The following is a 21,769-nucleotide window of genomic DNA, read 5'->3' as shown; positions in this document are numbered from 1 at the left end:
CCTATTATTTAAAGGGATTATTTAGGATAATTCCTGTTGTTTTAATGGCACTATAGTAATTCAAAAATAATTAAGTAGACATTAAATAATAACTTAATTAACTCATTGTTATATAAGATTTAAAACAAACAACGCTGGTAAAAAAATATCCTCGAAGCGAGTCTGTGTGCATTTTTAAAATACTGCATATACTCACTAATACGCCGCTCGGCGTTCTATTGCGTGGAGTATTTTTATGCTACCTAATAATGCTAGTCGCATCAGCGTAATTGCTGCTGCGGTACTGCTCGCGTTCTCTCTTTCTGCCTGCAGTGGAAGCGGTGGCGGATCTCACTCAACAGCCAAAAATAACCCTGCAACCGGAAGTAATACCGGCTCGGGTGATGGAAGTGGCACAACGGCTAACAATGGTGGTTCAGGCAGTAACGGATCTGGCTCAGGTTCAGGGACAGGCTCGGGCTCAGGAACGGGAACCGGAGGTAACGGCAGCGGAGGAACCGGAACGGGCAGTGGCGGCACAACCACTGCAGGCGTGAATACTGTGCTGGGTGATGCCGGTAAAACGGTGACCAGCGTCGGCTCTACGGTGGACAGTCTGGGAAGCCAGATCCCGACAAATAATCCTGTCACATCAACCGTTTCAACCACCGTCAGCGGTGTTGGCAGCGCCGTCTCTACCGTGGGAACAGGCGTCACCTCCGGCATTGGCGATCCGGGCAACGCGAACGGTGTCGGTACGACGGTTCAGGGCGTGACCACGTCGGTCACCTCATTGGGCAATACCGTCTCTACGGTAGGCACGGGCTTGGCAAGTTCGACATCGGGAACACCGGTTAGCGGCGTAACAGGCCTGACGGGCAGCGTGGTAAACAGTACCGGGCAGTTAGTCAGTAACACCGGCACAGGTTTAACCAACACGGTCAGTAGCCCTGCGGTAGCTCAGGTAACAACCGATACGACGACTGTGGTGAACAAGACGCTGGGCGGAGTACAAGGCGTGACGCAAAGCGTGGGCACCACAACAGGTCTGGGTACTCCGGTCAACGGCCTGCTGACGCAGGTAGGAAACACCGTGAGCGGCGTAGGCACCAACGTTAGCAGCAGTAATAGCGGGCTTAGCGGCGTAGGTCAGGTCGTTCAAAACGTCGGCCAGACGGTGACGGATACCGGTACGCTAGTGAAACCCGCCACCTCGACGACCGGAGGAGGATCAGGCTCCCTCACAGCTAATGCAACTGTGGCGGCCACGAACAACAGCCTGGGTGCGACGGTCAATACAACCCTCAATACCCTGACGTCGGGCGTTACCGCCAGCACAACAACACGTTAACCACCGGTCTACTGACGCCAAAACAGTAAAACGGTTATTGCCTTTCTGCGCCCCTGCTTCAGGGGCGCTTCGTACAGCGACACTCCCCCTAACCGGGAATGATGAACAGGGATAGCGCGATGAAAAACCATTTCCTTTTTTCGCTGACGGGGCTGGTTGTGTTGAGCATGGCCCGCGCCGATACACTGCCCTCTATTATTAACCCTGATAACCCGGCGCAAGTTTCTCGTAACGTTGCCCCAGAACAGACTGAGACCGTCCCACAGCCGAAAGTCAAAATAGAAAAACCGCAGTCAACGCTGACGCCTGAAACGCCCATTACCATTCATCACATTCAGTTTATTGGCGGCACGCGTTATCCCTTGCAGGAATTACTTAAACCCTTCAGGCCTTACGCCGGAAAAACCGTGCCGCTAAAAACGCTTACGGGGCTGGTAAATGATATTACGGCGCGCTACAAGGCCGACGGTTTTCCGCTCTCCTATGCCTGGCTGCCCGATAATAATTTCCAGCAGGGAAATATTAAAATTGTCCTGGTCGAAGGGTACGTGGCGCACAGCGACATAACCAGTAACAACCCCAATATCGCCGCGCGCCTTAAACGCTTGTCAGAAAAAATCATGGCGGAAAAACCGCTGTCTCAGGATACGTTCGATCGATATAGCCAGCTGATGACCCGCACCCCGAACGTTCCGGTCACGGCCAACGCGCAGCTGCCAACCAATATCTATGGCGCGGCGGCGATGCAGATAACCGGTAATGAGGAGCGGAGCTGGAATATCGCCTCCACGATCGACACCCGTAAAGGGCAAGATGTAATGATGCTGAACGGAACGCTCAGCAACCTGACAAGCTATGGCGATCAGCTTGGCGTGGCTACGCTTATACCGTTAGATAGCAACACGCGAAAAAACTATGTGGGTCTGAACTGGCAGCAGTTTTTAAACGATGAAGGGCTGACGATGCAGATCAAAGGCAGCTATTACCGTGAAAATCCGCGGGATTTTTCCCCCCTGCTCACTTTGCCCAATAATATTCAGGTCGATTCGAAGCAAAAAACCACGCAATACAACGGCGGCGTGACGTTTGGCTATCCATTGCTGCTGACGCAAAAATCACAAATTAATCTGACCAGCGGTTTTGATTATACCGACCGCCAGGATGACTATGCCCTGCAGGCCAGACTGCAGGGCAAAACCTACAGTCTGGACTCCGTCAACCAACACGCACGTTATCCGGCGCTGGAAGTGGGTATCAATGGTGCACATCAATTCACAACCGCCAGCATCAGCGGCAGACTCAACGTACGACAGGGTATTGATGCGATGGGTGCCGATATCGTCTCAGCGCCTAAACCCGATATTAATTTTACGCTCACAAAAAGCTATTTAGACGCAGCCTGGCTGTTTGCCGACAAATGGCGGCTATCAACATCATGGGAGGGAGACTGGTCAAATAACACGTTGCCAGAGCCCGAACGCGTTAGCTTCGGTGCCCAGCGCTTTGGCCGTGGATATCAGGACAGTGAAGCAAGCGGTGATTACGGCTATGGCGGGCAGGTAGAACTGCGCTATATCAAGATGCGAAAAGAGAGTACCTGGCTTGCCACCATCCAGCCCTATATCCTGGCCGATACCGCGCAAACCTGGTTTAACACGTCCGGTTTGCCTCATCAGCGGCTCGGGTCAGTGGCTGCCGGGGTGATGATAGGCGATACGCGCCACTATAGCGTCACGGTTGAGGCGGCACGACCCGTCGGGGATGTTCCGACAGACAGTCGCAACAGAGACTGGCGCTACAGTCTGACGTTTACGTGGAATTTCAATAAAATGCAGTAAGCTTTTCAGCCCGAATCCTGGCAGGGTCAACGCAGCGTAACGCGTGGGTTGGACAGGCCTCCACGCAGGCCGGTCCGCCTTCGCGATGCAGGCATAAATCACATTTCAGCGCCTGCACCTTATTTCCCTCCAGGCGCACCTGCATCGCCCCAAACGGACATGCCACCACACAGCTTTTGCACCCAATGCAGCGCGTCTGCTCAACGAGCCAGGCTCCCGCCGTACGGCTGATGGCATGGGTTGGACAGACGTTAGCACACGGCGCGTCCTCGCACTGATGGCAACCCACTGCCGTAGTGTATGAACTTCCCTTAACCACCCGAAGGCGGGGCGAAAAGGCATTAGCGGAGACGGCGTCCTGATGCGACACCGCGCAGGCCACTTCGCAGGTGCGGCACCCAATGCATTTTTCCGCATCCGCCATGATAAATCGGTTCATGTGTTACGCCTCGCGTGCATTAAAAGCCGGTTCTTTTGAGATAGCCGCTGGCGCTACCGTCGAAGTCAGAACGAATGTAAGCCGGATAAAACATAACGACTCCTGATATCCGTGCTTAATTCACGCCTGTCGCCAAATACGGGCGAGAGTGCCCGGTTTGATTTTCTTTAAGCATGATACACATGATGCACACCTTTATTGATGGCGCAGATCGCATTAGCGTATCAGGAATATTAATGAGGAAGCCAGGACGGGAAGGGAAAACGGGAGATCGGTACTCTCAAATATGCCCGGCGGCGCTTCGCTTGCACGGGCCTACGTAAAACTGCGGTGGCAGTCCATGTAGGCCGGGTAGGCGAAGCCGCCACCCGGCTTTAGCGCATCAGAAACGCCAGGTCAGGCCGGTCATCAGTGCGAAGCTGTCGTCGCGGTCGATCATCGGGCTGTTCTTCACGTCGTCAGGCAATACGGTGTAGACCGCGCTGGCGTTAAGATACAGCTTCTGGGTTAACTGATATTTGGCCGCCAGGCCAACGTATGGCGTCCAGCTATCACCGGCGGTGTATTCATCCAGACCTGAGCGGCGAGACTCGCTGCCGGATACGCCATAGTAGTAGTCGTTATAGCTTTCGTCGCTATAGAAAATACCGACAGAGGGCGTCAGGGTCAGGCGTTCCATCCTGATTGGACGGAAGTATGAAACCTCGCCGATCATACCGCCGCTTTCATCCGTGGCATCGCCCGAGACCGCCACTTTCAGCGAACCCCAGCTTTCGTGGCGGTAGTACGCGCCGCCGAGGAAGGCAGAAGCTTTACGCTCATCAAGCTTTTTCATCTGATGGTCGTCGTTGTCATCAGGATCGAAATGCAGCGGCATCCACGATGCGGTCAGGCTGAGTTCATTTTTTGCGTCTTTCCACAGGATCCATCCGCCCGTGGTCTGGCGAACATAAAAGCTCTCGCCTTCGTAGCTAATTAACGGTACTGCGGTAGTATTTTCGTTATAGCCTTTGTAAGGAGACTCATTAAATACAGCCCCCGCTCCTAGTGAAAAGTCACCGGCCATTGCTGAGGATGTTGCAAATAACGTGGCAGCGATGAGTAAATTGTATTTAATAGTCATTACATGTAATCCATTAAAATGCCAAACAAGCGAGGCGCATAATAATGGTTACAAATTTGCCAATGCAACGCTGTGGTTTATATAATATTATATACAAAATCATATAGATGGGTGTGCATGATGAATAAATTACAGCTAAAGCCGCGCGAGTTAAAAATTATATCCGTCATCGCAGCCACCCACAGCATTGGTGATGCCGCCGCCCTGCTGGGCATGGCGCAGGCCAACGTCAGTAAATATCTGTCTGATTTTGAAACGCGGGTTGGGCTCAAGGTTTTTGAGCGCACCACGCGCCAGCTGGCCCTGACCCAGTTTGGGGAAGCGTTACTCCCGTACATTGATGCCACGCTGGATAAGAACAGTCAACTCGTTAATTTTATTGCTGATTATAAGCATGAAAAGCGCGGAAAGGTCACGATCTATGCCCCTACAGGTATCGTAACCTATCTCGCGCGCCACGTGATCCATCAGATAGAAGATATCGGTGACATCCGCATCTCCCTGAAAACCTATAACCTGGATCGGAATGAATTTTCAGAAGGCGTTTCTTTTCCGGATGACTGCGACATTTTAATTACCTATGCGCCGCCGAAAGACGAAAGTCTGGTTGCCAGCGTGTTAACAAAATATTCTGTTACGGCATTCGCTACCCTGGAATATTTAAATAAACACCCCTTAACGGGACCTGAAGGTTTAATTAATCATTCCTGTATTCTCATTGATTCCATGCTGATCGATGATGCAAACATCTGGCGTTTCCGCGTGCACGGCAGTGATAGCGTGCATGACTACCGGGTGACCGGTAATTATATTTGCGACAATACGCAGACGGCCCTGGAGCTGGCAAGAAATAATCTTGGGATTGTTTTTGCGCCAAAAGAGAGTCTGAAAAAAGAATTAACGAAAGGGATGCTGGTCCCCTGCTTCCCGCATCAGGAAGAGTGGTGGCTCGATCTGACGGCCATTTTCCGCAAACGCGAATACCAGCCCTGGCGCGTGCAATACGTTCTGGATGGCGTTCTGAACTGCCTGCGCCAGCAAATTGCTCAGGCCGCCCATGGACGGCCTGAGCTGGGCGATTAGAACAGCCCCAGCGGTTTATCGGAGTAGCTGACCAGCAAACATTTCGTCTGCTGATAATGTTCCAGCATCATCTTGTGGGTTTCACGCCCGATGCCCGATTGCTTATAACCGCCAAATGCCGCGTGCGCAGGATAGGCGTGGTAGCAGTTGGTCCAGACGCGCCCGGCCTGAATGCCTCTGCCCATTTTATAGGCCAGATTACCGTTGCGGCTCCAGACGCCGGCTCCCAGGCCATACGGCGTGTCGTTGGCAATCTCCAGCGCCTCCTCCATCGTTTTGAAGGTGGTCACGGCCAGCACCGGTCCGAAAATTTCCTCCTGGAAGACGCGCATGTTGTTCTGACCGAACAGGATCGTTGGCTCAAGGTAATACCCTTCCTGCAGATCCCCGCCGAGCACCTTACGGCGACCGCCGGTCAGAATATCCGCCCCCTCTTTCTTGCCGATATCGATGTAGTTGAGGATGGTTTCCAGCTGTCCGTGCGAGACCTGCGCCCCCATCTGCGTGACGTTATCGAGCGGGTTACCGCTGCGGATAGACTCGACGCGGCGAATGGCCCGCTCCATAAAGCGCTCATAGATGGACTCCTGCACCAGCGCGCGGCTTGGGCAGGTGCAGACTTCGCCCTGGTTAAACGCAAACAGCGCAAACCCTTCCAGGGCTTTATCGAAGAAGGCATCCTCTTCCTCCATCACGTCCGCGAAGAAGATGTTCGGGGATTTCCCGCCCAGCTCCAGGGTCACCGGAATGATGTTCTGCGTGGCGTACTGCATAATCTGCTGGCCCACTTCCGTCGACCCGGTAAACGCCACTTTAGCGATCCGTTTCGAGGTAGCCAGATATTCCCCTATCTCACCGCCCGCGCCGTTGACCACGTTAATCACGCCCGGCGGCAGAAGATCGCCAACGATTTCCATCAGCAGCAGCACCGAGAGCGGGGTCAGACGCGCCGGTTTAAGCACAATGCAGTTGCCGGCCGCCAGCGCGGGCGCCATTTTCCAGCTCGCCATCAGCAGCGGGAAGTTCCACGGAATGATTTGCCCGACGACGCCCAGCGGTTCGTGGAAGTGATACGCCACGGTGTCGCTGTCTACCTCGCTTATTCCGCCCTCCTGAGCGCGAATGCAGGAGGCAAAATAGCGGAAGTGGTCGATGGCCAGCGGCACGTCTGCAGCCATCGTTTCCCGGATCGGCTTGCCGTTATCCCAGGTTTCCGCCGTCGCCAGCAGCTCCAGATTCTGCTCCATCCGGTCGGCGATTTTGAACAAAATAGCCGCGCGGTCCTGAACGGAGGTGTGGCCCCATTTATCTTTCGCTTTGTGCGCCGCATCCAGCGCCAGATCGATATCGCGCCTGCCGGAGCTGGCTATTTCGCACAGCGGCTGGCCGGTTACGGGGGGCAGGTTGGAATAGTATTCGCCGTCGACGGGAGCTACCCAGTCGCCGCCAATAAAGTTGTCATAACGAGGCTTCAGCTTGAGGGGAAAACCATACTCGCCGGGCTGGATACGCGATGAGGGAGGATTGTTTGTCATGACCGTCTCCTTGCTGTTGGTGTACATCAAGGGTAGTTCCGGCTGGCGATTTTCTCGCCAACCGGTAACGGCTTTACGACGGGGGTCACGGAGTTTCAGGAAATAATAACGAATCGCGCAATAAATGATCGTTACCGCGACGGCGGGTGAAGCCGATGCGGTTGAAATACTCCAGGATCTGAATCGCCAGCTTGCGGCCCACGTTCAGCCGGTCGCGGAAATCGGCTGCGCAGGTAGAGCCCCGCTCCAGATCCAGCTCGCGGATCAGGTTCGCAAAGGCCACAATACGATCGTTACGGTAATAACGATCTTTCACGATCGCGACTATCAGCCCCTGCTGCGCCGCATGGCGCAATACCTGACGCATCACCTGCTCGTCGGTATTCGTTTCGCGGGCCAGATCGCGAACCCACCACGGCTCATCGCCAAACAGCGAGGCCACTTTTTGCCATACCGCTTCTTGCTCTGCGGTGAATCCGGCCTTGTGATCCGGCAGATGGAGCCAGCCGTGGTGGCTTTTGATCGCCCCGCTTTCGCGCATGTTTTCAATCAGCAGCAGCACCAGCGCATCGTCTTCCATCGGCAGCGCCATGCGCCGCAGACGCTCACGGCCCGGGCCAGGCTCATCCTGATGCTGTTCATGGTATGTTGCGAGCGTGTTCAGTATCTTACGCTGCCAGTTCGCAGCAACCGGGGCGTTTAGCAGACTGTTTCCAGCCTGAATAAAGCCCGGCTGCTGGGCCAGCAGGCGTAACCCTTCCTCGCTCAGCTGGCGTGCCCATGCAAAATCACGCAGGCTCACCGCACCGCGCTCAAGATGCACCCGCAGCGCGGCGTTATCATCGCTGGCCTGCGCCAGCGCTGCCAGCCACTGCAGATATTCAGGCTTACGCTTGCCGCGTCGCGGCGGATTCAGCGCGACCACCCGTGCCCCGGCCAGCGTTTCCCGCGCGGAAATATCACGCAGAACCAGACGATCGTTGTCTGCAAGCCAGAGCGGTGAATCGAATACCACTTCGGCAAGGTCGTTTTCCAGCAGCGACACGCGCCCGGTGATATGGCTGGCCGCGTGGTGAATATGCAGCGGCTGCCATTGGGTCAGGGGCACGTTTGTCTGCAGGGAGACAATGACGCGTTCAGACGGCTCAGGAGGGGCATCGGCCAGCAGCCAGTCGCCGCGGTTAAGCTGCTCTTTTTCCGCATCCCCGGCAATGTTCAGCGCGATCCGCTGCCCGGCATGAGCACGCTCCGCGGGCTGGTTTTGCGCATGCAGGCCGCGCACGCGCATCGGTTTGTTAACGCCCGTTAGCCAGAGCGTATCACCTACGTTCACTTCACCGCTCAGCGCCGTACCGGTCACCACCAGCCCCGCGCCTTTGACGGTAAACGCCCGGTCAATTGCCAGACGGAAGCGGTGATGGCTGGCGTGGTCACGCGACGAAAGCTGCTGTAAGTGGTGGCGAAGTTCATCGATACCGCGCCCTTCTGTCGCCACGGTGACAAAAAGCGGTGCATCGGCAAAACCATACTCCTGCAAGGTCGCCTGTACCGCTTCGCGCACTTCGCTGACGCGAGCGTCATCCACGCGATCGGCTTTGGTCAGCGCCACGGTCAGCTGCGGGTTACCGGTCAGCTGCAGAATCGCCAGATGCTCACGAGTTTGCGCCATGACGCCATCATCGCAGGCCACCACCAGCAGGGCATGATCGATACCCCCCACGCCCGCCAGCATGTTGGACAGAAACTTTTCATGCCCCGGAACATCAATAAAACCCAGCACGCGACCATCAGGCTGGGGCCAGTAGGCATAGCCCAGATCGATGGTCATGCCGCGCTTTTTCTCTTCCGGCAGGCGGTCGGCGTTTATGCCGGTAATCGCCTGCAGCAACGTGGTTTTTCCGTGGTCGACATGACCGGCGGTGGCAATAATCATTTCAACAACATCTCCAGAAATCGCTCTTCATCTTCAAGGCAGCGCAGATCCAGCCACATTCGGCCATCGTAAATCCGCCCGATAACCGGCGCGGGAAGGCCACGCCAGCGCGACGACAGGGCTTCAAGGTGGCTGCCGCGCCCGTCACGCGGGGTGAACGTGAGCGCTTCACTCGGCAGCCTGTCCACCGGCAGCGAACCGCTGCCAATCTGCGACTGGCAGGGTTCAATGCGAACGTCAAAATCGGGGTAGTGCGGGGCAATGCGCGGCAGCAGTAATTCGGCCTGGGCGCGAATCGAAGCGGCATCGCGGGTTAACAGACGCAGCGTGGGCAGGCGGTCGGCCAGTTTCTCCGGATAGAGATAGAGCCGCAGCGTCGCCTCCAGCGCGGCAAGCGTCATTTTATCGGCTCGCAGGGCGCGCTTGAGCGGATGCTGCTGCAGCTTCGCAATCAGCTCGCGCTTGCCGACGATAATCCCGGCCTGCGGCCCGCCCAGCAGCTTGTCGCCGGAAAAGCTGACCAGGCTAACGCCTGCGGCAATCATCTCTTGCGGCATCGGCTCTCTCGGCAGCCCGTAAAGGCTCAGATCCACCAGCGAGCCGCTGCCGAGATCGGCAATCACCGGTATATTCAGTTCGCGACCAATCGCCGCCAGCTCTGCCTCTTCAACCGTTTTGGTGAAGCCTTCAATATGATAATTGCTGGTGTGAACCTTCATCAGCAGGGCGGTATTTTCATTCACCGCCGCGCGATAATCTTTCGCATGGGTACGGTTAGTGGTACCCACCTCATGCAGCGTACAGCCCGCCTGGCGCATCACGTCCGGAATACGAAAAGCCCCGCCAATCTCCACCAGCTCGCCGCGGGAAACCACCACCTCTTTGCCGCTGGCAGTCGCCGCCAGCATCAGCAGCACCGCTGCGGCGTTGTTATTCACAATGCAGGCATCTTCCGCGCCGGTCAGCTGGCACAGCAGGTCCGCCAGCGCCCGGTCACGATGCCCGCGTCCGGCGCCGTCCAGATCGTACTCCAGCGTCACGGGCGCCCGCATGGCCTGCACAACCGCCGCAACCGCCTCTTCCGCCTGCTGCGCGCGGCCCAGGTTGGTATGCAGCACGGTACCGGTCAGGTTAATCACCGGGCGTAATGCGCTTTGCGCTTTCTCATCCAGCCGGTGCTCAACTTCCTGCTCCCACGCCGCGCACCAGTCGGGCAAGGCGTTTTCTGCCTGAATAGCGCATCGGGCTTCGTCCTGAAGCAGGCGTAACATCTCCACCGTCGCGGTATGGCCAAAACGCTCAACGGCAGCATGAATGCGGGGCTCGCGAAGGAGACGGTCGGTAGCGGGGATCTGGCTGTACAGCGAATGATGAGTAGTCATGAAAGCGCCTGGCGAGTAAATATCTCCCCCCCTCCCGACGGGAGAGGGAGTTAACATGTGGAGGGATTGTACCGCCTCCGACGCCGAAGTGTTATAACCCGCGTCAAGCCTTTGGCGGTTCTGTCCGGGCAAAGCTCTCGCGGCTAAAAAGCGTGTCTGCCAGTTTCACCAGCAGCGGACGGTCGACGCACCAGCCAGGGGAAACCCGGCGGAAGTTGAGATAGCCGATGGCGCAGGCGATAGCGATAGTTGCCAGGTTCAGGCTGTCGGTTTGAATCTTTCCCTCCCGGATAAGCTGTTCGCACCTGTCCAGGCTGCGGCTGATTTTTTCCCGCTGGCGTAACAGTTCCGTTTCCGACTGCTGGGCGGCGGGCCTGGCCTGCTCACGCACGGAGGTTAACGCCGCATCCATAATGCCATCGGCCAGGGCTTCAATTTGCTTCACCGCCAGCGCCGCTTTTGGGTCAGCCGGCAGCATTGCCGGAGCAACGCCCAGCAGCTCGATATACTCCGCAATAATCGGGGAATCGAACCAGTATTCGCCCTCGTCCGTCACCAGCGCCGGGACTTTCCCCAGCGGGTTGTACTGCGCGACGCCGTTTTCAGCGTTGTAGGGCTGTTCATTGATGAATTCAAATTCAATCCCTTTCTCCAGCAGGAGAATCGAGATTTTTCGCACGAAGGGACTGGTGTAGCTACCGATGAGTTTCATTGCCTGATCCTTGATGCCGGAAAAAAGTCAGTATGGATCAAGCGATGAAAAAAGGGCAGGTATGCGTGTCGCATTCCTGCCCTGGAAGGATTAGTGATCGAGATAGAGGTAGTGCATCCAGCTGGTCATACGCAGCAATACTTTACGCATCACCGAGACGTGGGCGAAATGGTCCGAGTAGACCGCCACCTGGGCATAGATACCGTCTGGCAGCGCATCGACTTCCGCATTCGGATCCAGCTCAATCGTACCCAACACGCCGTCCGTTCCCGGCACCACCGTCAGCGACTGCAGCGCGCCCTGCGCCTGATAGGAGCCTCCCGGCACCACCGGCAGAATACTGGTGAGTTTACCGGTAAACACCTGGCCCGGCAGCGCGTTAAACACCACCTCCGCTTCATCGCCCGGCTTCAGGCGCAGCAGCGAGTTCTGACGGAACTGGGCCACGATCTGACGCTTCTGTTCAGGAATAAAGACCATCACCGGACGCAGCGGCAGCGCGGCGGCGTACGTCCCCGGACGGATCAGCACCTGGGTGATGTAGCCATCGCTTGGCGCACGGACCACGGTCTGATCCAGGTTGTATTTCGCTTCAGCAAGCTGCGCGCGTAAGGAGGCAATCTGCGACTGCTCGCCGTTCACCATGCTGTCCAGCTGGCTTTGAATCTGCGTCTGTTCGGCAACGGAGCCTTTCACCATCGCATCCTGTGCGAGATAATTTTGCCGCGCGTTGTCGATATCGCTTTCAGAAAACGGATTCACCTTTGCCTGGCTGCCTTTCAGGTAGCGCTGATAATCTTTAAACAGACGATCGCGTTCAGCCGACACGCGGGTGGTATTGGCGACCGCTTCCGAAAGCTGCGCTTTCAGATTGTCGATATTGTGCGTTGCGGTCACCAGGTCGGCCTGGAGTCTGTCGACGCGCGCCTGGTAGCGGCCCGGATCCAGTTTAAATAACACTTCGCCTTTTTTAATAAGCTGGTTATTTTTATCGGTCACTTCACTGACCACCCCGGTAACCTGCGGCGTAATTGGAATAGAAATAACCGCCTTTTGCGCCGTAAAGGTGTACGGATGGTTATAGTTCATTAACAGAATAAGCCCGGCAACAATAAACACCCCGCCTAATGTCGCGGTGGCAAGCGTCCACTGATTTACCGGAATACGGAATATTTTAAAAATCACCCAGGCAAATGCCACATAGGTCAAAATAATTAACAGATCCATGATTAGCGCTCCAGCGTGTTTTTATCAGCGGCGGGCTGTACCGCGGCCAGCTTTTGTTCTAATTCGGCCACGCGTTTGGCCAGCGCATCCATGCCCGGAACCTCATCAGGCTTGGTGATGTGGTTTTGCATCCCCCAGCCGCGATCTTCACGGTACAGCGTGGCCCATATCCACAGGAACGGCCAGATGGCATGGAGCGTAAACAGGCTAATCCAGCCTGCCGTGTGAATCGCATCGGCATGCGGATGGTTTCGCTTTTTGGCCATATTATAAGGAATGTCATGGATGGCGATGATTCCATAAAAGAGAACCAGAAATACAAAAATCAATACGCCCAGCGCAAAATAGTTGAGAAACATATTCTCCTCACTTAAACAACGTCAACTCATTTAATTAATAAAACAGTACGCAACCTAATTAATTTATTTTGAAATACAGAAGGTATACTGGTTATTTCAGAGCCGGGGAGTATCGTTTTTTATAATATCTCCGTGCAAGTTTATAAGCGTGTCAAAATATATCCTGAATAATAATATACTTAACCTTACAATATGAGCGTAATCCACGTTTTAACTTTTCGCCATACCACACTTCAAAAGTGGTTTTTTAGCTTAACGTGTCGCGCTATGCCATCCTGACGCCGAATCGCTAAGCAGAGTTTGCCGCCGATCACAGCCGGAGAAATCTGCATAAAAATATTTTGTGAAATCAGTCACAATCCAGAAACAAACCCACAAAACCAAATCGTGACAACCATCACATAAAAGGGTGGTTTTTGCCGCATTTCTCGCCGTCGTATTTTTTTTGCCCATCTTTTTTGTGACTAAGATCACCTCATTGACATCCACACCCCCTACCTTTACGTGATGTGCGTCACACAAATTTTCGCTGTCTGGACAGTTGAACGATTCAGTGCCAGATTTCACAGCATCAGAACAGGGCCCGGCTACCTCTGCCGCCTCATTAACAATAAACCTCGGGCCGCAAGCCTAAGCGTAAACAGAAGAAGGGGTGTTTTATGTCATCCGATTTCAAGATCAAAGTTCAAAGCTTTGGTCGTTTCCTCAGCAACATGGTGATGCCAAATATCGGCGCGTTTATCGCGTGGGGTATCATCACTGCATTGTTCATTCCGACAGGGTGGTTGCCTAACGAAACGCTGGCGAAACTTGTTGGCCCAATGATTACCTATCTCCTGCCGCTGCTCATCGGTTTCACCGGTGGTCGTCTGGTGGGCGGTGACCGTGGTGGCGTAGTGGGTGCCATCACGACCATGGGTGTTATCGTCGGTGCGGATATGCCGATGTTCCTCGGTGCAATGATTGCCGGTCCTCTGGGCGGCTGGGCGATTAAGAAATTCGACGTCTGGGTTGATGGTAAGATCAAATCCGGCTTCGAAATGCTGGTGAACAACTTCTCTGCGGGCATCATCGGGATGATCCTCGCGATTCTGGCGTTCCTCGGCATTGGCCCTGCGGTTGAAGTGCTGTCCAAAATTCTGGCGGCAGGCGTTAACTTTATGGTGGCGCACGACATGCTGCCGCTGGCGTCTATCTTTGTTGAACCGGCGAAAATCCTGTTCCTGAACAACGCCATCAACCACGGTATCTTCTCGCCGCTGGGTATTCAGCAGTCTCACGATCTCGGCAAGTCTATCTTCTTCCTGATTGAAGCCAACCCAGGTCCGGGTATGGGCGTACTGCTGGCGTACATGTTCTTTGGTCGCGGCAGCGCTAAGCAGTCTGCTGGCGGCGCGGCAATCATTCACTTCCTGGGCGGTATCCACGAAATTTACTTCCCGTACGTGCTGATGAACCCACGTCTGATCCTGGCCGTTATCCTTGGCGGTATGACCGGCGTGTTCACCCTGAGCGTGCTGGGCGGCGGTCTGGTGTCTCCAGCTTCTCCGGGTTCTATCCTGGCGGTGCTGGCGATGACGCCAAAAGGGGCGTACTTCGCGAACATCGCGGCCATCTGTGCGGCCATGGCAGTCTCCTTCGTGGTCTCTTCTATCCTGCTGAAAACCAGCAAAGTGAAAGAAGACGACGATATTGAAGCGGCGACCCGTCGTATGCACGACATGAAAGCCGAATCCAAAGGCGCAACCCCGCTGGCGGCTGGCGATGTGTCTAACGACCTGAGCCACGTGCGTAAAATCATCGTTGCCTGTGACGCCGGTATGGGTTCCAGCGCAATGGGTGCAGGCGTGCTGCGTAAGAAAGTGCAGGATGCGGGCCTGACCAACATCTCCGTCACCAACAGCGCCATTAACAGCCTGCCGCCGGACGTTGACCTGGTCATCACGCACCGCGACCTGACCGAACGCGCCATGCGTCAGGTGCCGCAGGCACAGCACATCTCGCTGACCAACTTCCTCGACAGCGGCCTGTACACCAGCCTGACCGAACGTCTGGTTGCGGCGCAGCGTCACGAAGACAACGAAGTGAAAGTGCGCTCAAGCCTGCAGGACAGCTTTGACGAAAGCAACGCCCACCTGTTCAAACTGGGTGCGGAAAACATCTTCCTCGGTCGCACAGCAGCAACCAAAGAAGAAGCGATTCGCTTTGCCGGCGAGCAGCTGGTGAAAGGCGGCTACGTTCAGCCTGAATATGTCGACGCAATGCTGGAACGCGAAAAACTGACGCCAACCTACCTGGGCGAATCCATCGCGGTGCCGCACGGTACGGTTGAAGCGAAAGATCGCGTCCTGAAAACCGGCGTCGTATTTTGTCAGTATCCGCAGGGCGTGCGCTTCGGTGAAGAAGAAGACGACATCGCCCGTCTGGTGATCGGTATCGCCGCTCGCAACAACGAGCACATTCAGGTGATTACCAGCCTGACCAACGCGCTGGATGATGAATCTGTCATTGCGCGTCTGGCGAGCACCACCAGCGTGGAAGAAGTCCTGGCACTTCTTAACAAATAAGTTCTCTTCCCTCTCCCCTCTGGGGAGAGGGCTAGGGTGAGGGGAAAAAGTTCCTCACCCCAGCCCTCTCGGGTAAAAACATTGATGAAGGTTAACACTATGAAAGCATTACATTTTGGCGCAGGTAATATCGGTCGTGGTTTTATCGGTAAACTGCTGGCAGACGCGGGCATTACGCTGACATTCGCCGATGTGAATCAGGTGGTCCTGGATGCCCTGAATGCGCGTCATAGCTATCAGGTCCATGTAGTCGGTGAAAACGAGCAGGTTGAGACGGTATCCGGCGTCAACGCGGTCAGCAGCATCGGGGAAGACGTTATCGACCTGATCGCCAGCGTCGATCTGGTCACCACGGCCGTGGGTCCGGTCGTCCTTGAGCGCATCGCCCCTGCGGTTGCGAAAGGCCTGGCAAAACGTAAAGCGCAGGGCATCGACGCTCCGCTGAACATCATCGCCTGTGAAAACATGGTGCGCGGCACCACGCAGCTGAAAGGCCACGTGCTTAACGCTGTAGCAGACGAAGACAAAGCCTGGGTTGAAGCGCACGTTGGGTTTGTGGATTCCGCCGTGGATCGCATCGTTCCGCCGTCTGAATCCGCCACCAACGACCCGCTGGAAGTGACCGTGGAAACCTTCAGCGAGTGGATCGTTGATAAAACCCAGTTTAAAGGCGCCCTGCCGACCATTCCGGGAATGGAATTAACCGATAACCTGATGGCATTTGTCGAACGCAAACTCTTCACGCTGAACACCGGGCATGCTATAACCGCGTACCTCGGAAAATTGGCCGGTCATCAGACCATTCGTGACGCGATCCTCGATGAGAAGATCCGCGCGGTGGTGAAAGGGGCAATGGAAGAGAGCGGCGCGGTGCTGATCAAACGCTACGGTTTTGATGCTGATAAACACGCAGCATACATCCAGAAAATCCTCGGTCGCTTTGAAAATCCGTATCTGAAAGATGACGTTGAGCGCGTGGGCCGTCAGCCTCTGCGCAAACTGAGCGCGGGCGACCGTCTGATTAAGCCGCTGCTGGGCACGCTGGAATACGGCCTGCCGCACGCCAACCTGGTGAAAGGGATTGCCGCCGCGATGCACTACCGCAGCGAGCAGGACCCACAGGCGCAGGAACTGGCTCAGCTTATTGATGACAAAGGCGCGCAGGCTGCGCTGGCGCAGATTTCCGGTCTGGACGCCAACAGCGACGTGGTTGTGGAGGCGGTTAACGCATACAACGCAACCAAATGATGCACAGTGCGGCGCAGGTTAACCTGCGCCCAGATAATAGATTGTCAGATATGCAGGCAATAATGGAACAAACCCAGGCCTTTGAAAATCGTGTGCTTGAGCGTCTGAATGCTGGCAAAACCGTACGAAGCTTCCTGATCGCCGCCGTCGAGCTGTTAACCGAGGCGGTGAATATCCTGGTGCTTCAGGTGTTTCGCAAAGACGACTACGCGGTAAAGTATGCTGTAGAACCGTTACTGGACGGAGACGGACCGCTGGGCGATTTATCCGTGCGTCTGAAGCTGATTTATGGTCTTGGCGTGCTCAACCGACAAGAGTATGAAGATGCGGAGCTGTTAATGGCGCTGCGCGAAGAGCTCAATCATGACGGTAACGAGTACACCTTTACCGATGATGAGATCCTGGGGCCCTTCGGCGAGCTGCACTGCGTCAGCGCGCTCCCCCCTGCTCCGCATTTTGATAACAGCGACCCTGAGCTATACGCGATGCAAAAGCTGCGTTATCAACAGGTTGTCCGCTCCACGATGGTGCTCTCCCTGACTGAGCTGATTTCCCGAATCAGCTTAAAAAAAGCGTTTCAGAAGTAAGCCTGCTCACATTGGTGTATCCTTCCCTGTAAATTCCCCGTTTTCAGAGTTATTTGTCATGAAAGAAGTCGAAAAGAACGAAATTAAACGCCTGAGCGACCGTCTGGATCTGATCCGCCACCAGATGGCTGGCCTGTCACTGGTCGATTCCGCCGAGAAGTACGCCGAGCTGGAAAAAGAAGCCGCCACGCTGGAAACCGAAATCGAGCGCCTGCGCGAAGTGAAGGGCCAGAAGCTGAGCAAAGAAGCGCAGAAGCTGATGGACATGCCGCACCGCCGCGCGATCACCAAAAAAGAACAGGCCGACATGGGCAAGCTGAAAAAAAGCGTCCGTGGTCTGGTGGTGGTACACCCTATGACCGAGCTTGGCCGCGAAATGGGCCTGAAAGAGATGACGGGTTTTTGTAAGACCGCGTTCTGATACTTCCCTCTCTCCCTGTGGGAGAGGGCCGGGGTGAGGGCATCAGGCCCCACCCTGCTTCAAATTGGCCCAACCAATCCCCCTTTTCTTTCTTCCCCGGTTCACAATTCCATTATTTCCGCTCACAAACTCATTGCCTGACCATAACATTTGGTTAACCATTCATTGTCATTAACCCTACAACACAACATTGGCAGGACCACTTTTACACAACCTGTGACGCAGAGTTGAGCGGAGACTCACCCGCAGCGCAGGCTGTCTGGTCCCCAGGAGACCTGCATGAGCCTCTGGCAACAAAACTACGACCCGGCCGGAAATATCTGGCTGTCGAGCCTGATCGCATCGCTTCCGATCCTGTTCTTCTTCTTTGCGCTGATTAAGCTCAAGCTGAAGGGCTACCTCGCCGCGACGTATACCGTTGCCATCGCTCTGATGGTGGCGCTGTTCTTCTATAAAATGCCGGTCGATCGCGCGCTGGCCTCCGTCGTCTACGGTTTCTTCTACGGCCTGTGGCCAATTGCGTGGATCATCATCGCGGCGGTGTTTGTCTATAAAATCTCGGTGAAAACCGGGCAGTTCGACATAATCCGCTCGTCGATTCTTTCCATCACGCCGGACCAGCGCCTGCAGATGCTGATTGTCGGCTTCTCCTTCGGGGCATTTCTTGAAGGCGCGGCAGGCTTTGGCGCACCGGTGGCGATCACCGCCGCGCTGCTGGTCGGGCTGGGCTTTAACCCGCTCTATGCCGCGGGCCTGTGCCTGATTGTGAACACCGCGCCGGTTGCATTTGGCGCGATGGGTATTCCGATTCTGGTGGCCGGACAGGTCACCGGGCTGGACAGCTTCGAGATCGGCCAGATGGTTGGCCGCCAGCTGCCCTTCCTGACCATTATCGTCCTGTTCTGGATCATGGCGATTATGGACGGCTGGCGCGGCGTGAAGGAGACCTGGCCTGCGGTGATGGTGGCGGGCGGTTCGTTCGCTATCGCTCAATACCTCAGCTCGAACTTCCTCGGCCCGGAGCTGCCGGACATCATCTCTTCGCTGGTGTCGCTGGTCTGTCTGACGCTGTTCCTGAAGCGCTGGCAGCCGGTGCGTATTTTCCGCTTCGCCGACATGGGCGCCTCGCAGGTTGATCAAACCCTGGCCCGTACGGGCTATACGGCAGGACAGGTGATCCGCGCCTGGTCGCCGTTCCTGTTCCTGACCGCAACGGTGACCCTGTGGAGCATCCCGCCTTTTAAAGCCCTGTTCGCCCCGGGCGGCGCGCTGTACGACATGGTGATTAACATCTCCGTACCGTTCCTCGACAAGATGGTCGCCCGTATGCCGCCGGTGGTGCACGCCGCTACGCCGTATGCCGCGGTCTATAAATTCGACTGGTTCTCCGCCACCGGTACCGCCATCCTGTTTGCCGCGATCCTTTCCGTAGTGTGGCTGCGCATGAAGCCTGCGGCCGCGGTGCAGACCTTTGCCGCGACCATTAAAGAGCTGATGCTGCCGATTTACTCCATCGGCATGGTGCTGGCGTTCGCGTTTATCTCGAACTACTCCGGCCTGTCATCGACGCTGGCGCTGGCGCTGGCCCATACCAGCCACGCCTTCACCTTCTTCTCGCCGTTCCTCGGCTGGCTGGGGGTATTCCTGACCGGTTCCGATACCTCGTCTAACGCCCTGTTTGCCGCGCTGCAGGCAACGGCGGCCCAGCAGATTGGCGTGTCGGACGTCCTGCTGGTGGCCGCGAACACCACCGGCGGCGTGACCGGGAAAATGATCTCTCCACAATCCATCGCCATTGCCTGTGCGGCGGTGGGACTGGTCGGTAAAGAGTCGGATCTGTTCCGCTTTACCGTGAAACACAGCCTGATATTCACCTGTATGGTCGGGGTGATCACCACCCTGCAGGCCTATGTCTTAACCTGGATGATCCCATGATAGTGATGCCCAGGCGCCTGTCCGACGAGATTGCCTCTCGCGTGCGGGCGCTGATTGAAGAACAACAGCTTGAAGCGGGCATGAAGTTGCCCGCCGAACGCCAGCTTGCCGCCCAGCTTGGCGTGTCGCGCAATTCACTGCGCGAGGCGCTGGCGACGCTGGTCAGCGAAGGGGTGCTGGTGAGCCGTCGCGGCGGCGGCACCTTTGTGCGCTGGCAGCATGACGACTGGTCCGAGCAAAACATCGTGCAGCCCCTGAAAACGCTGATGGAGAACGACCCGGACTACAGCTTCGACATCCTTGAAGCGCGTCACGCCATCGAAACCAGTACCGCCTGGCACGCGGCCATGCGGGCAACCGACGCCGACAAAGAGAAACTCATCGCCTGCTTTGAGGCCACGCAAAGCAGCGACCCGGACATCGCCTCCCAGGCGGACGTCCGTTTTCACCTGGCGATTGCCGAGGCGTCGCACAACGTGGTGCTGCTTCAGACCATGCGCGGGTTCTTCGACCTGCTGCAATCCTCCGTGAAGCAGAGCCGCCAGCGCATGTATCTGGTTCCGCCGGTGTTTGCCCAGCTGACCGAACAACACGAGGCGGTGCTCAACGCCATTCTGGCCGGTGATGCCGAGGCCGCACGCAAAGCGATGATGGCGCATCTCGGTTTCGTGCACACCACCATTAAACGATTCGATGAAGACCAGGCCCGACAGGCGCGTATTACCCGTCTGCCTGGCGACAGTGATATTTCCAGGGAGAACAAAGCATGATTATTTCAGCAGCCAGTGACTATCGCGCCGCGGCGCAGCGCATTTTGCCCCCGTTCCTGTTCCACTATATCGACGGTGGGGCGTATGCCGAATACACCCTGCGCCGCAACGTGGAAGATCTGTCGGAGGTGGCTCTGCGCCAGCGCGTGCTGAAGAATATGTCTGACCTGAGCCTTGAGACGAAGCTGTTCAACGAAACGCTCTCCATGCCCGTGGCGCTCGCGCCTGTAGGCTTATGCGGCATGTATGCCCGCCGTGGCGAAGTGCAGGCCGCCGCTGCGGCGGATGCCAAAGGCATTCCGTTTACGCTTTCCACCGTGTCCGTCTGCCCGATTGAAGAGGTAGCACCGACCATCAAGCGCCCAATGTGGTTCCAGCTGTACGTCCTGCGCGATCGCGGGTTTATGCGCAACGCGCTCGAGCGAGCCAAAGCGGCGGGCTGCTCCACGCTGGTCTTTACCGTCGATATGCCAACGCCCGGCGCGCGCTATCGTGATGCCCACTCCGGCATGAGCGGCCCGAATGCTGCGCTCCGTCGTTACTGGCAGGCCGTGACCCACCCACAGTGGGCGTGGGATGTCGGCCTGAACGGTCGTCCGCACGATCTCGGGAATATCTCGGCATACCTCGGTAAACCGACCGGGCTGGAAGATTACATCGGCTGGCTGGCGAACAACTTCGATCCGTCGATCTCGTGGAAAGACCTGGAGTGGATCCGCGAGTTCTGGGACGGCCCGATGGTGATCAAAGGGATCCTCGATCCGGAAGATGCCCGCGACGCGGTACGCTTTGGCGCAGACGGGATTGTGGTATCTAACCACGGCGGACGCCAGCTTGACGGTGTGCTCTCTTCCGCACGCGCCCTGCCGGCCATCGCCGATGCGGTGAAAGGCGATATTGCGATCCTGGCCGACAGCGGCATCCGCAACGGGCTGGACGTGGTGCGAATGATTGCGTTGGGCGCCGACAGCGTGCTGCTGGGGCGCGCGTATCTGTATGCGCTGGCGACGGCGGGCCAGGCAGGGGTGGAGAATCTGCTCAACCTGATCGAAAAAGAGATGAAGGTGGCTATGACGCTGACAGGAGCGAAAACGATCGGTGAAATCAGCAGAGATTCTCTGGTGCGGGAGTTAAATAAATTACCGGCGGCGCTGGCGCCACTTGCTCAGGGAAACGCGGCCTGACCTTCTCCGGTTAATCCCCCTTTCTCACGCGCCCGATTTTCCCCTCGGGCGCTTTTTTACGCCAAAAATAACATCCAGATAACATATTGGATAAGA

General features: G+C 56.2%; 18 protein-coding genes. 10 read left to right on the top strand and 8 right to left on the bottom strand.

Annotation, left to right across the window (positions count from 1 at the left end; all coding sequences use genetic code 11):
- The first annotated feature begins 532 nt into the window (after positions 1 to 532).
- Positions 533 to 1,330: a collagen-like triple helix repeat-containing protein gene (locus tag HB664_RS04120; protein WP_224435038.1), complete on the top strand. Its 798-nt coding sequence runs from the start codon at positions 533 to 535 to the stop codon at positions 1,328 to 1,330.
- Between the two features lie 119 nt (positions 1,331 to 1,449).
- Entirely contained in the window at positions 1,450 to 3,168 is a 1,719-nt protein-coding gene (locus tag HB664_RS04115) for a ShlB/FhaC/HecB family hemolysin secretion/activation protein (protein WP_058841875.1), read from the top strand.
- On the opposite strand, the gene HB664_RS04110 is transcribed toward HB664_RS04115, so the two are convergent.
- Together HB664_RS04110 and HB664_RS04105 are read right to left on the bottom strand one after the other, a co-directional pair.
- Positions 3,152 to 3,607 carry a 4Fe-4S dicluster domain-containing protein gene (locus HB664_RS04110; protein WP_182931397.1) on the bottom strand — a complete coding sequence of 152 codons (456 nt, stop codon included), beginning with the start codon at positions 3,605 to 3,607 and terminating at the stop codon, positions 3,152 to 3,154. The two genes, HB664_RS04115 and HB664_RS04110, sit on opposite strands and share 17 nt — an antisense overlap.
- A 382-nt stretch (positions 3,608 to 3,989) precedes the next feature.
- A complete protein-coding gene (locus HB664_RS04105) occupies positions 3,990 to 4,730 on the bottom strand; it encodes a MipA/OmpV family protein (protein WP_048980292.1) in 741 nt (246 codons plus the stop codon).
- Between the two features lie 117 nt (positions 4,731 to 4,847).
- Between HB664_RS04105 and HB664_RS04100 the strand changes: the two genes are divergently transcribed.
- Complete coding sequence (locus HB664_RS04100; RefSeq protein ID WP_213730094.1) at positions 4,848 to 5,813, top strand: LysR family transcriptional regulator; 966 nt, start codon at positions 4,848 to 4,850, stop codon at positions 5,811 to 5,813.
- Here the strand turns inward: HB664_RS04100 and aldB are convergent.
- From aldB to HB664_RS04070, 6 genes are all read right to left on the bottom strand, one after another.
- Positions 5,810 to 7,348 (bottom strand): aldehyde dehydrogenase AldB, encoded by a 1,539-nt coding sequence (gene aldB, locus HB664_RS04095; RefSeq protein WP_219940391.1) that lies wholly within the window; start codon positions 7,346 to 7,348, stop codon positions 5,810 to 5,812. The two genes, HB664_RS04100 and aldB, sit on opposite strands and share 4 nt — an antisense overlap.
- Before the next feature lie 85 nt (positions 7,349 to 7,433).
- Entirely contained in the window at positions 7,434 to 9,281 is a 1,848-nt protein-coding gene (gene selB, locus HB664_RS04090) for a selenocysteine-specific translation elongation factor (RefSeq protein ID WP_219940390.1), read from the bottom strand.
- Entirely contained in the window at positions 9,278 to 10,663 is a 1,386-nt protein-coding gene (gene selA, locus HB664_RS04085; RefSeq protein WP_219940389.1) for an L-seryl-tRNA(Sec) selenium transferase, read from the bottom strand. The genes selB and selA overlap by 4 nt, the downstream gene beginning before the upstream one ends.
- A 103-nt stretch (positions 10,664 to 10,766) precedes the next feature.
- Positions 10,767 to 11,375 carry a glutathione S-transferase gene (locus HB664_RS04080; RefSeq protein WP_033147022.1) on the bottom strand — a complete coding sequence of 203 codons (609 nt, stop codon included), beginning with the start codon at positions 11,373 to 11,375 and terminating at the stop codon, positions 10,767 to 10,769.
- Between the two features lie 90 nt (positions 11,376 to 11,465).
- Entirely contained in the window at positions 11,466 to 12,602 is a 1,137-nt protein-coding gene (locus tag HB664_RS04075; RefSeq protein ID WP_033147023.1) for an HlyD family secretion protein, read from the bottom strand.
- A gap of 2 nt (positions 12,603 to 12,604) precedes the next feature.
- On the bottom strand, positions 12,605 to 12,961 hold the full coding sequence (locus HB664_RS04070) for a DUF3302 domain-containing protein (protein ID WP_023334046.1): 357 nt from the start codon (positions 12,959 to 12,961) through the stop codon (positions 12,605 to 12,607).
- A 659-nt stretch (positions 12,962 to 13,620) separates the two neighbouring features.
- On the opposite strand from HB664_RS04070, the gene HB664_RS04065 reads away from it, so the two are divergent.
- The 7 genes from HB664_RS04065 to lldD all read left to right on the top strand — a co-directional run bounded on the left by HB664_RS04065 (position 13,621) and on the right by lldD (position 21,673).
- Positions 13,621 to 15,528: a PTS mannitol transporter subunit IICBA gene (locus HB664_RS04065; protein ID WP_023309922.1), complete on the top strand. Its 1,908-nt coding sequence runs from the start codon at positions 13,621 to 13,623 to the stop codon at positions 15,526 to 15,528.
- A gap of 99 nt (positions 15,529 to 15,627) precedes the next feature.
- Positions 15,628 to 16,776, top strand: coding sequence for a mannitol-1-phosphate 5-dehydrogenase (gene mtlD, locus HB664_RS04060; protein WP_032665121.1), 1,149 nt, complete (start codon positions 15,628 to 15,630; stop codon positions 16,774 to 16,776).
- Positions 16,773 to 17,363: a mannitol operon repressor MtlR gene (gene mtlR, locus HB664_RS04055; RefSeq protein WP_033147025.1), complete on the top strand. Its 591-nt coding sequence runs from the start codon at positions 16,773 to 16,775 to the stop codon at positions 17,361 to 17,363. The genes mtlD and mtlR overlap by 4 nt, the downstream gene beginning before the upstream one ends.
- 58 nt (positions 17,364 to 17,421) lie before the next feature.
- Entirely contained in the window at positions 17,422 to 17,784 is a 363-nt protein-coding gene (locus HB664_RS04050; protein ID WP_063145475.1) for a YibL family ribosome-associated protein, read from the top strand.
- Positions 17,785 to 18,063: 279 nt separating this feature from the next.
- Entirely contained in the window at positions 18,064 to 19,719 is a 1,656-nt protein-coding gene (gene lldP / locus HB664_RS04045; protein ID WP_032650757.1) for an L-lactate permease, read from the top strand.
- On the top strand, positions 19,716 to 20,489 hold the full coding sequence (lldR, locus tag HB664_RS04040; RefSeq protein WP_023294814.1) for a transcriptional regulator LldR: 774 nt from the start codon (positions 19,716 to 19,718) through the stop codon (positions 20,487 to 20,489). Before lldP ends, lldR begins: the two co-directional genes overlap by 4 nt.
- Positions 20,486 to 21,673 carry an FMN-dependent L-lactate dehydrogenase LldD gene (lldD, locus tag HB664_RS04035; RefSeq protein ID WP_210867572.1) on the top strand — a complete coding sequence of 396 codons (1,188 nt, stop codon included), beginning with the start codon at positions 20,486 to 20,488 and terminating at the stop codon, positions 21,671 to 21,673. Before lldR ends, lldD begins: the two co-directional genes overlap by 4 nt.
- The last annotated feature ends 96 nt before the right edge of the window (positions 21,674 to 21,769 follow it).

The sequence above is a fragment of the Enterobacter sp. DNB-S2 genome (genome assembly GCF_019443845.1).
Lineage (GTDB): Bacteria > Pseudomonadota > Gammaproteobacteria > Enterobacterales > Enterobacteriaceae > Enterobacter > Enterobacter asburiae_B.
This window is presented reverse-complemented; position numbering and strand designations above follow the sequence as displayed.

Bases quoted from the DNA above. Each gene is read 5' to 3' on its own strand.
- HB664_RS04115 (WP_058841875.1), top strand. From the start codon at position 1,450: ATGAAAAACCATTTCCTTTTTTCGCTGACGGGGCTGGTTGTGTTGAGC.
- HB664_RS04110 (WP_182931397.1), bottom strand. From the start codon at position 3,607: ATGAACCGATTTATCATGGCGGATGCGGAAAAATGCATTGGGTGCCGC.
- HB664_RS04105 (WP_048980292.1), bottom strand. From the start codon at position 4,730: ATGACTATTAAATACAATTTACTCATCGCTGCCACGTTATTTGCAACA.
- HB664_RS04100 (WP_213730094.1), top strand. From the start codon at position 4,848: ATGATGAATAAATTACAGCTAAAGCCGCGCGAGTTAAAAATTATATCC.
- aldB (WP_219940391.1), bottom strand. From the start codon at position 7,348: ATGACAAACAATCCTCCCTCATCGCGTATCCAGCCCGGCGAGTATGGT.
- selB (WP_219940390.1), bottom strand. From the start codon at position 9,281: ATGATTATTGCCACCGCCGGTCATGTCGACCACGGAAAAACCACGTTG.
- selA (WP_219940389.1), bottom strand. From the start codon at position 10,663: ATGACTACTCATCATTCGCTGTACAGCCAGATCCCCGCTACCGACCGT.
- HB664_RS04080 (WP_033147022.1), bottom strand. From the start codon at position 11,375: ATGAAACTCATCGGTAGCTACACCAGTCCCTTCGTGCGAAAAATCTCG.
- HB664_RS04075 (WP_033147023.1), bottom strand. From the start codon at position 12,602: ATGGATCTGTTAATTATTTTGACCTATGTGGCATTTGCCTGGGTGATT.
- HB664_RS04070 (WP_023334046.1), bottom strand. From the start codon at position 12,961: ATGTTTCTCAACTATTTTGCGCTGGGCGTATTGATTTTTGTATTTCTG.
- HB664_RS04065 (WP_023309922.1), top strand. From the start codon at position 13,621: ATGTCATCCGATTTCAAGATCAAAGTTCAAAGCTTTGGTCGTTTCCTC.
- mtlD (WP_032665121.1), top strand. From the start codon at position 15,628: ATGAAAGCATTACATTTTGGCGCAGGTAATATCGGTCGTGGTTTTATC.
- mtlR (WP_033147025.1), top strand. From the start codon at position 16,773: ATGATGCACAGTGCGGCGCAGGTTAACCTGCGCCCAGATAATAGATTG.
- HB664_RS04050 (WP_063145475.1), top strand. From the start codon at position 17,422: ATGAAAGAAGTCGAAAAGAACGAAATTAAACGCCTGAGCGACCGTCTG.
- lldP (WP_032650757.1), top strand. From the start codon at position 18,064: ATGAGCCTCTGGCAACAAAACTACGACCCGGCCGGAAATATCTGGCTG.
- lldR (WP_023294814.1), top strand. From the start codon at position 19,716: ATGATAGTGATGCCCAGGCGCCTGTCCGACGAGATTGCCTCTCGCGTG.
- lldD (WP_210867572.1), top strand. From the start codon at position 20,486: ATGATTATTTCAGCAGCCAGTGACTATCGCGCCGCGGCGCAGCGCATT.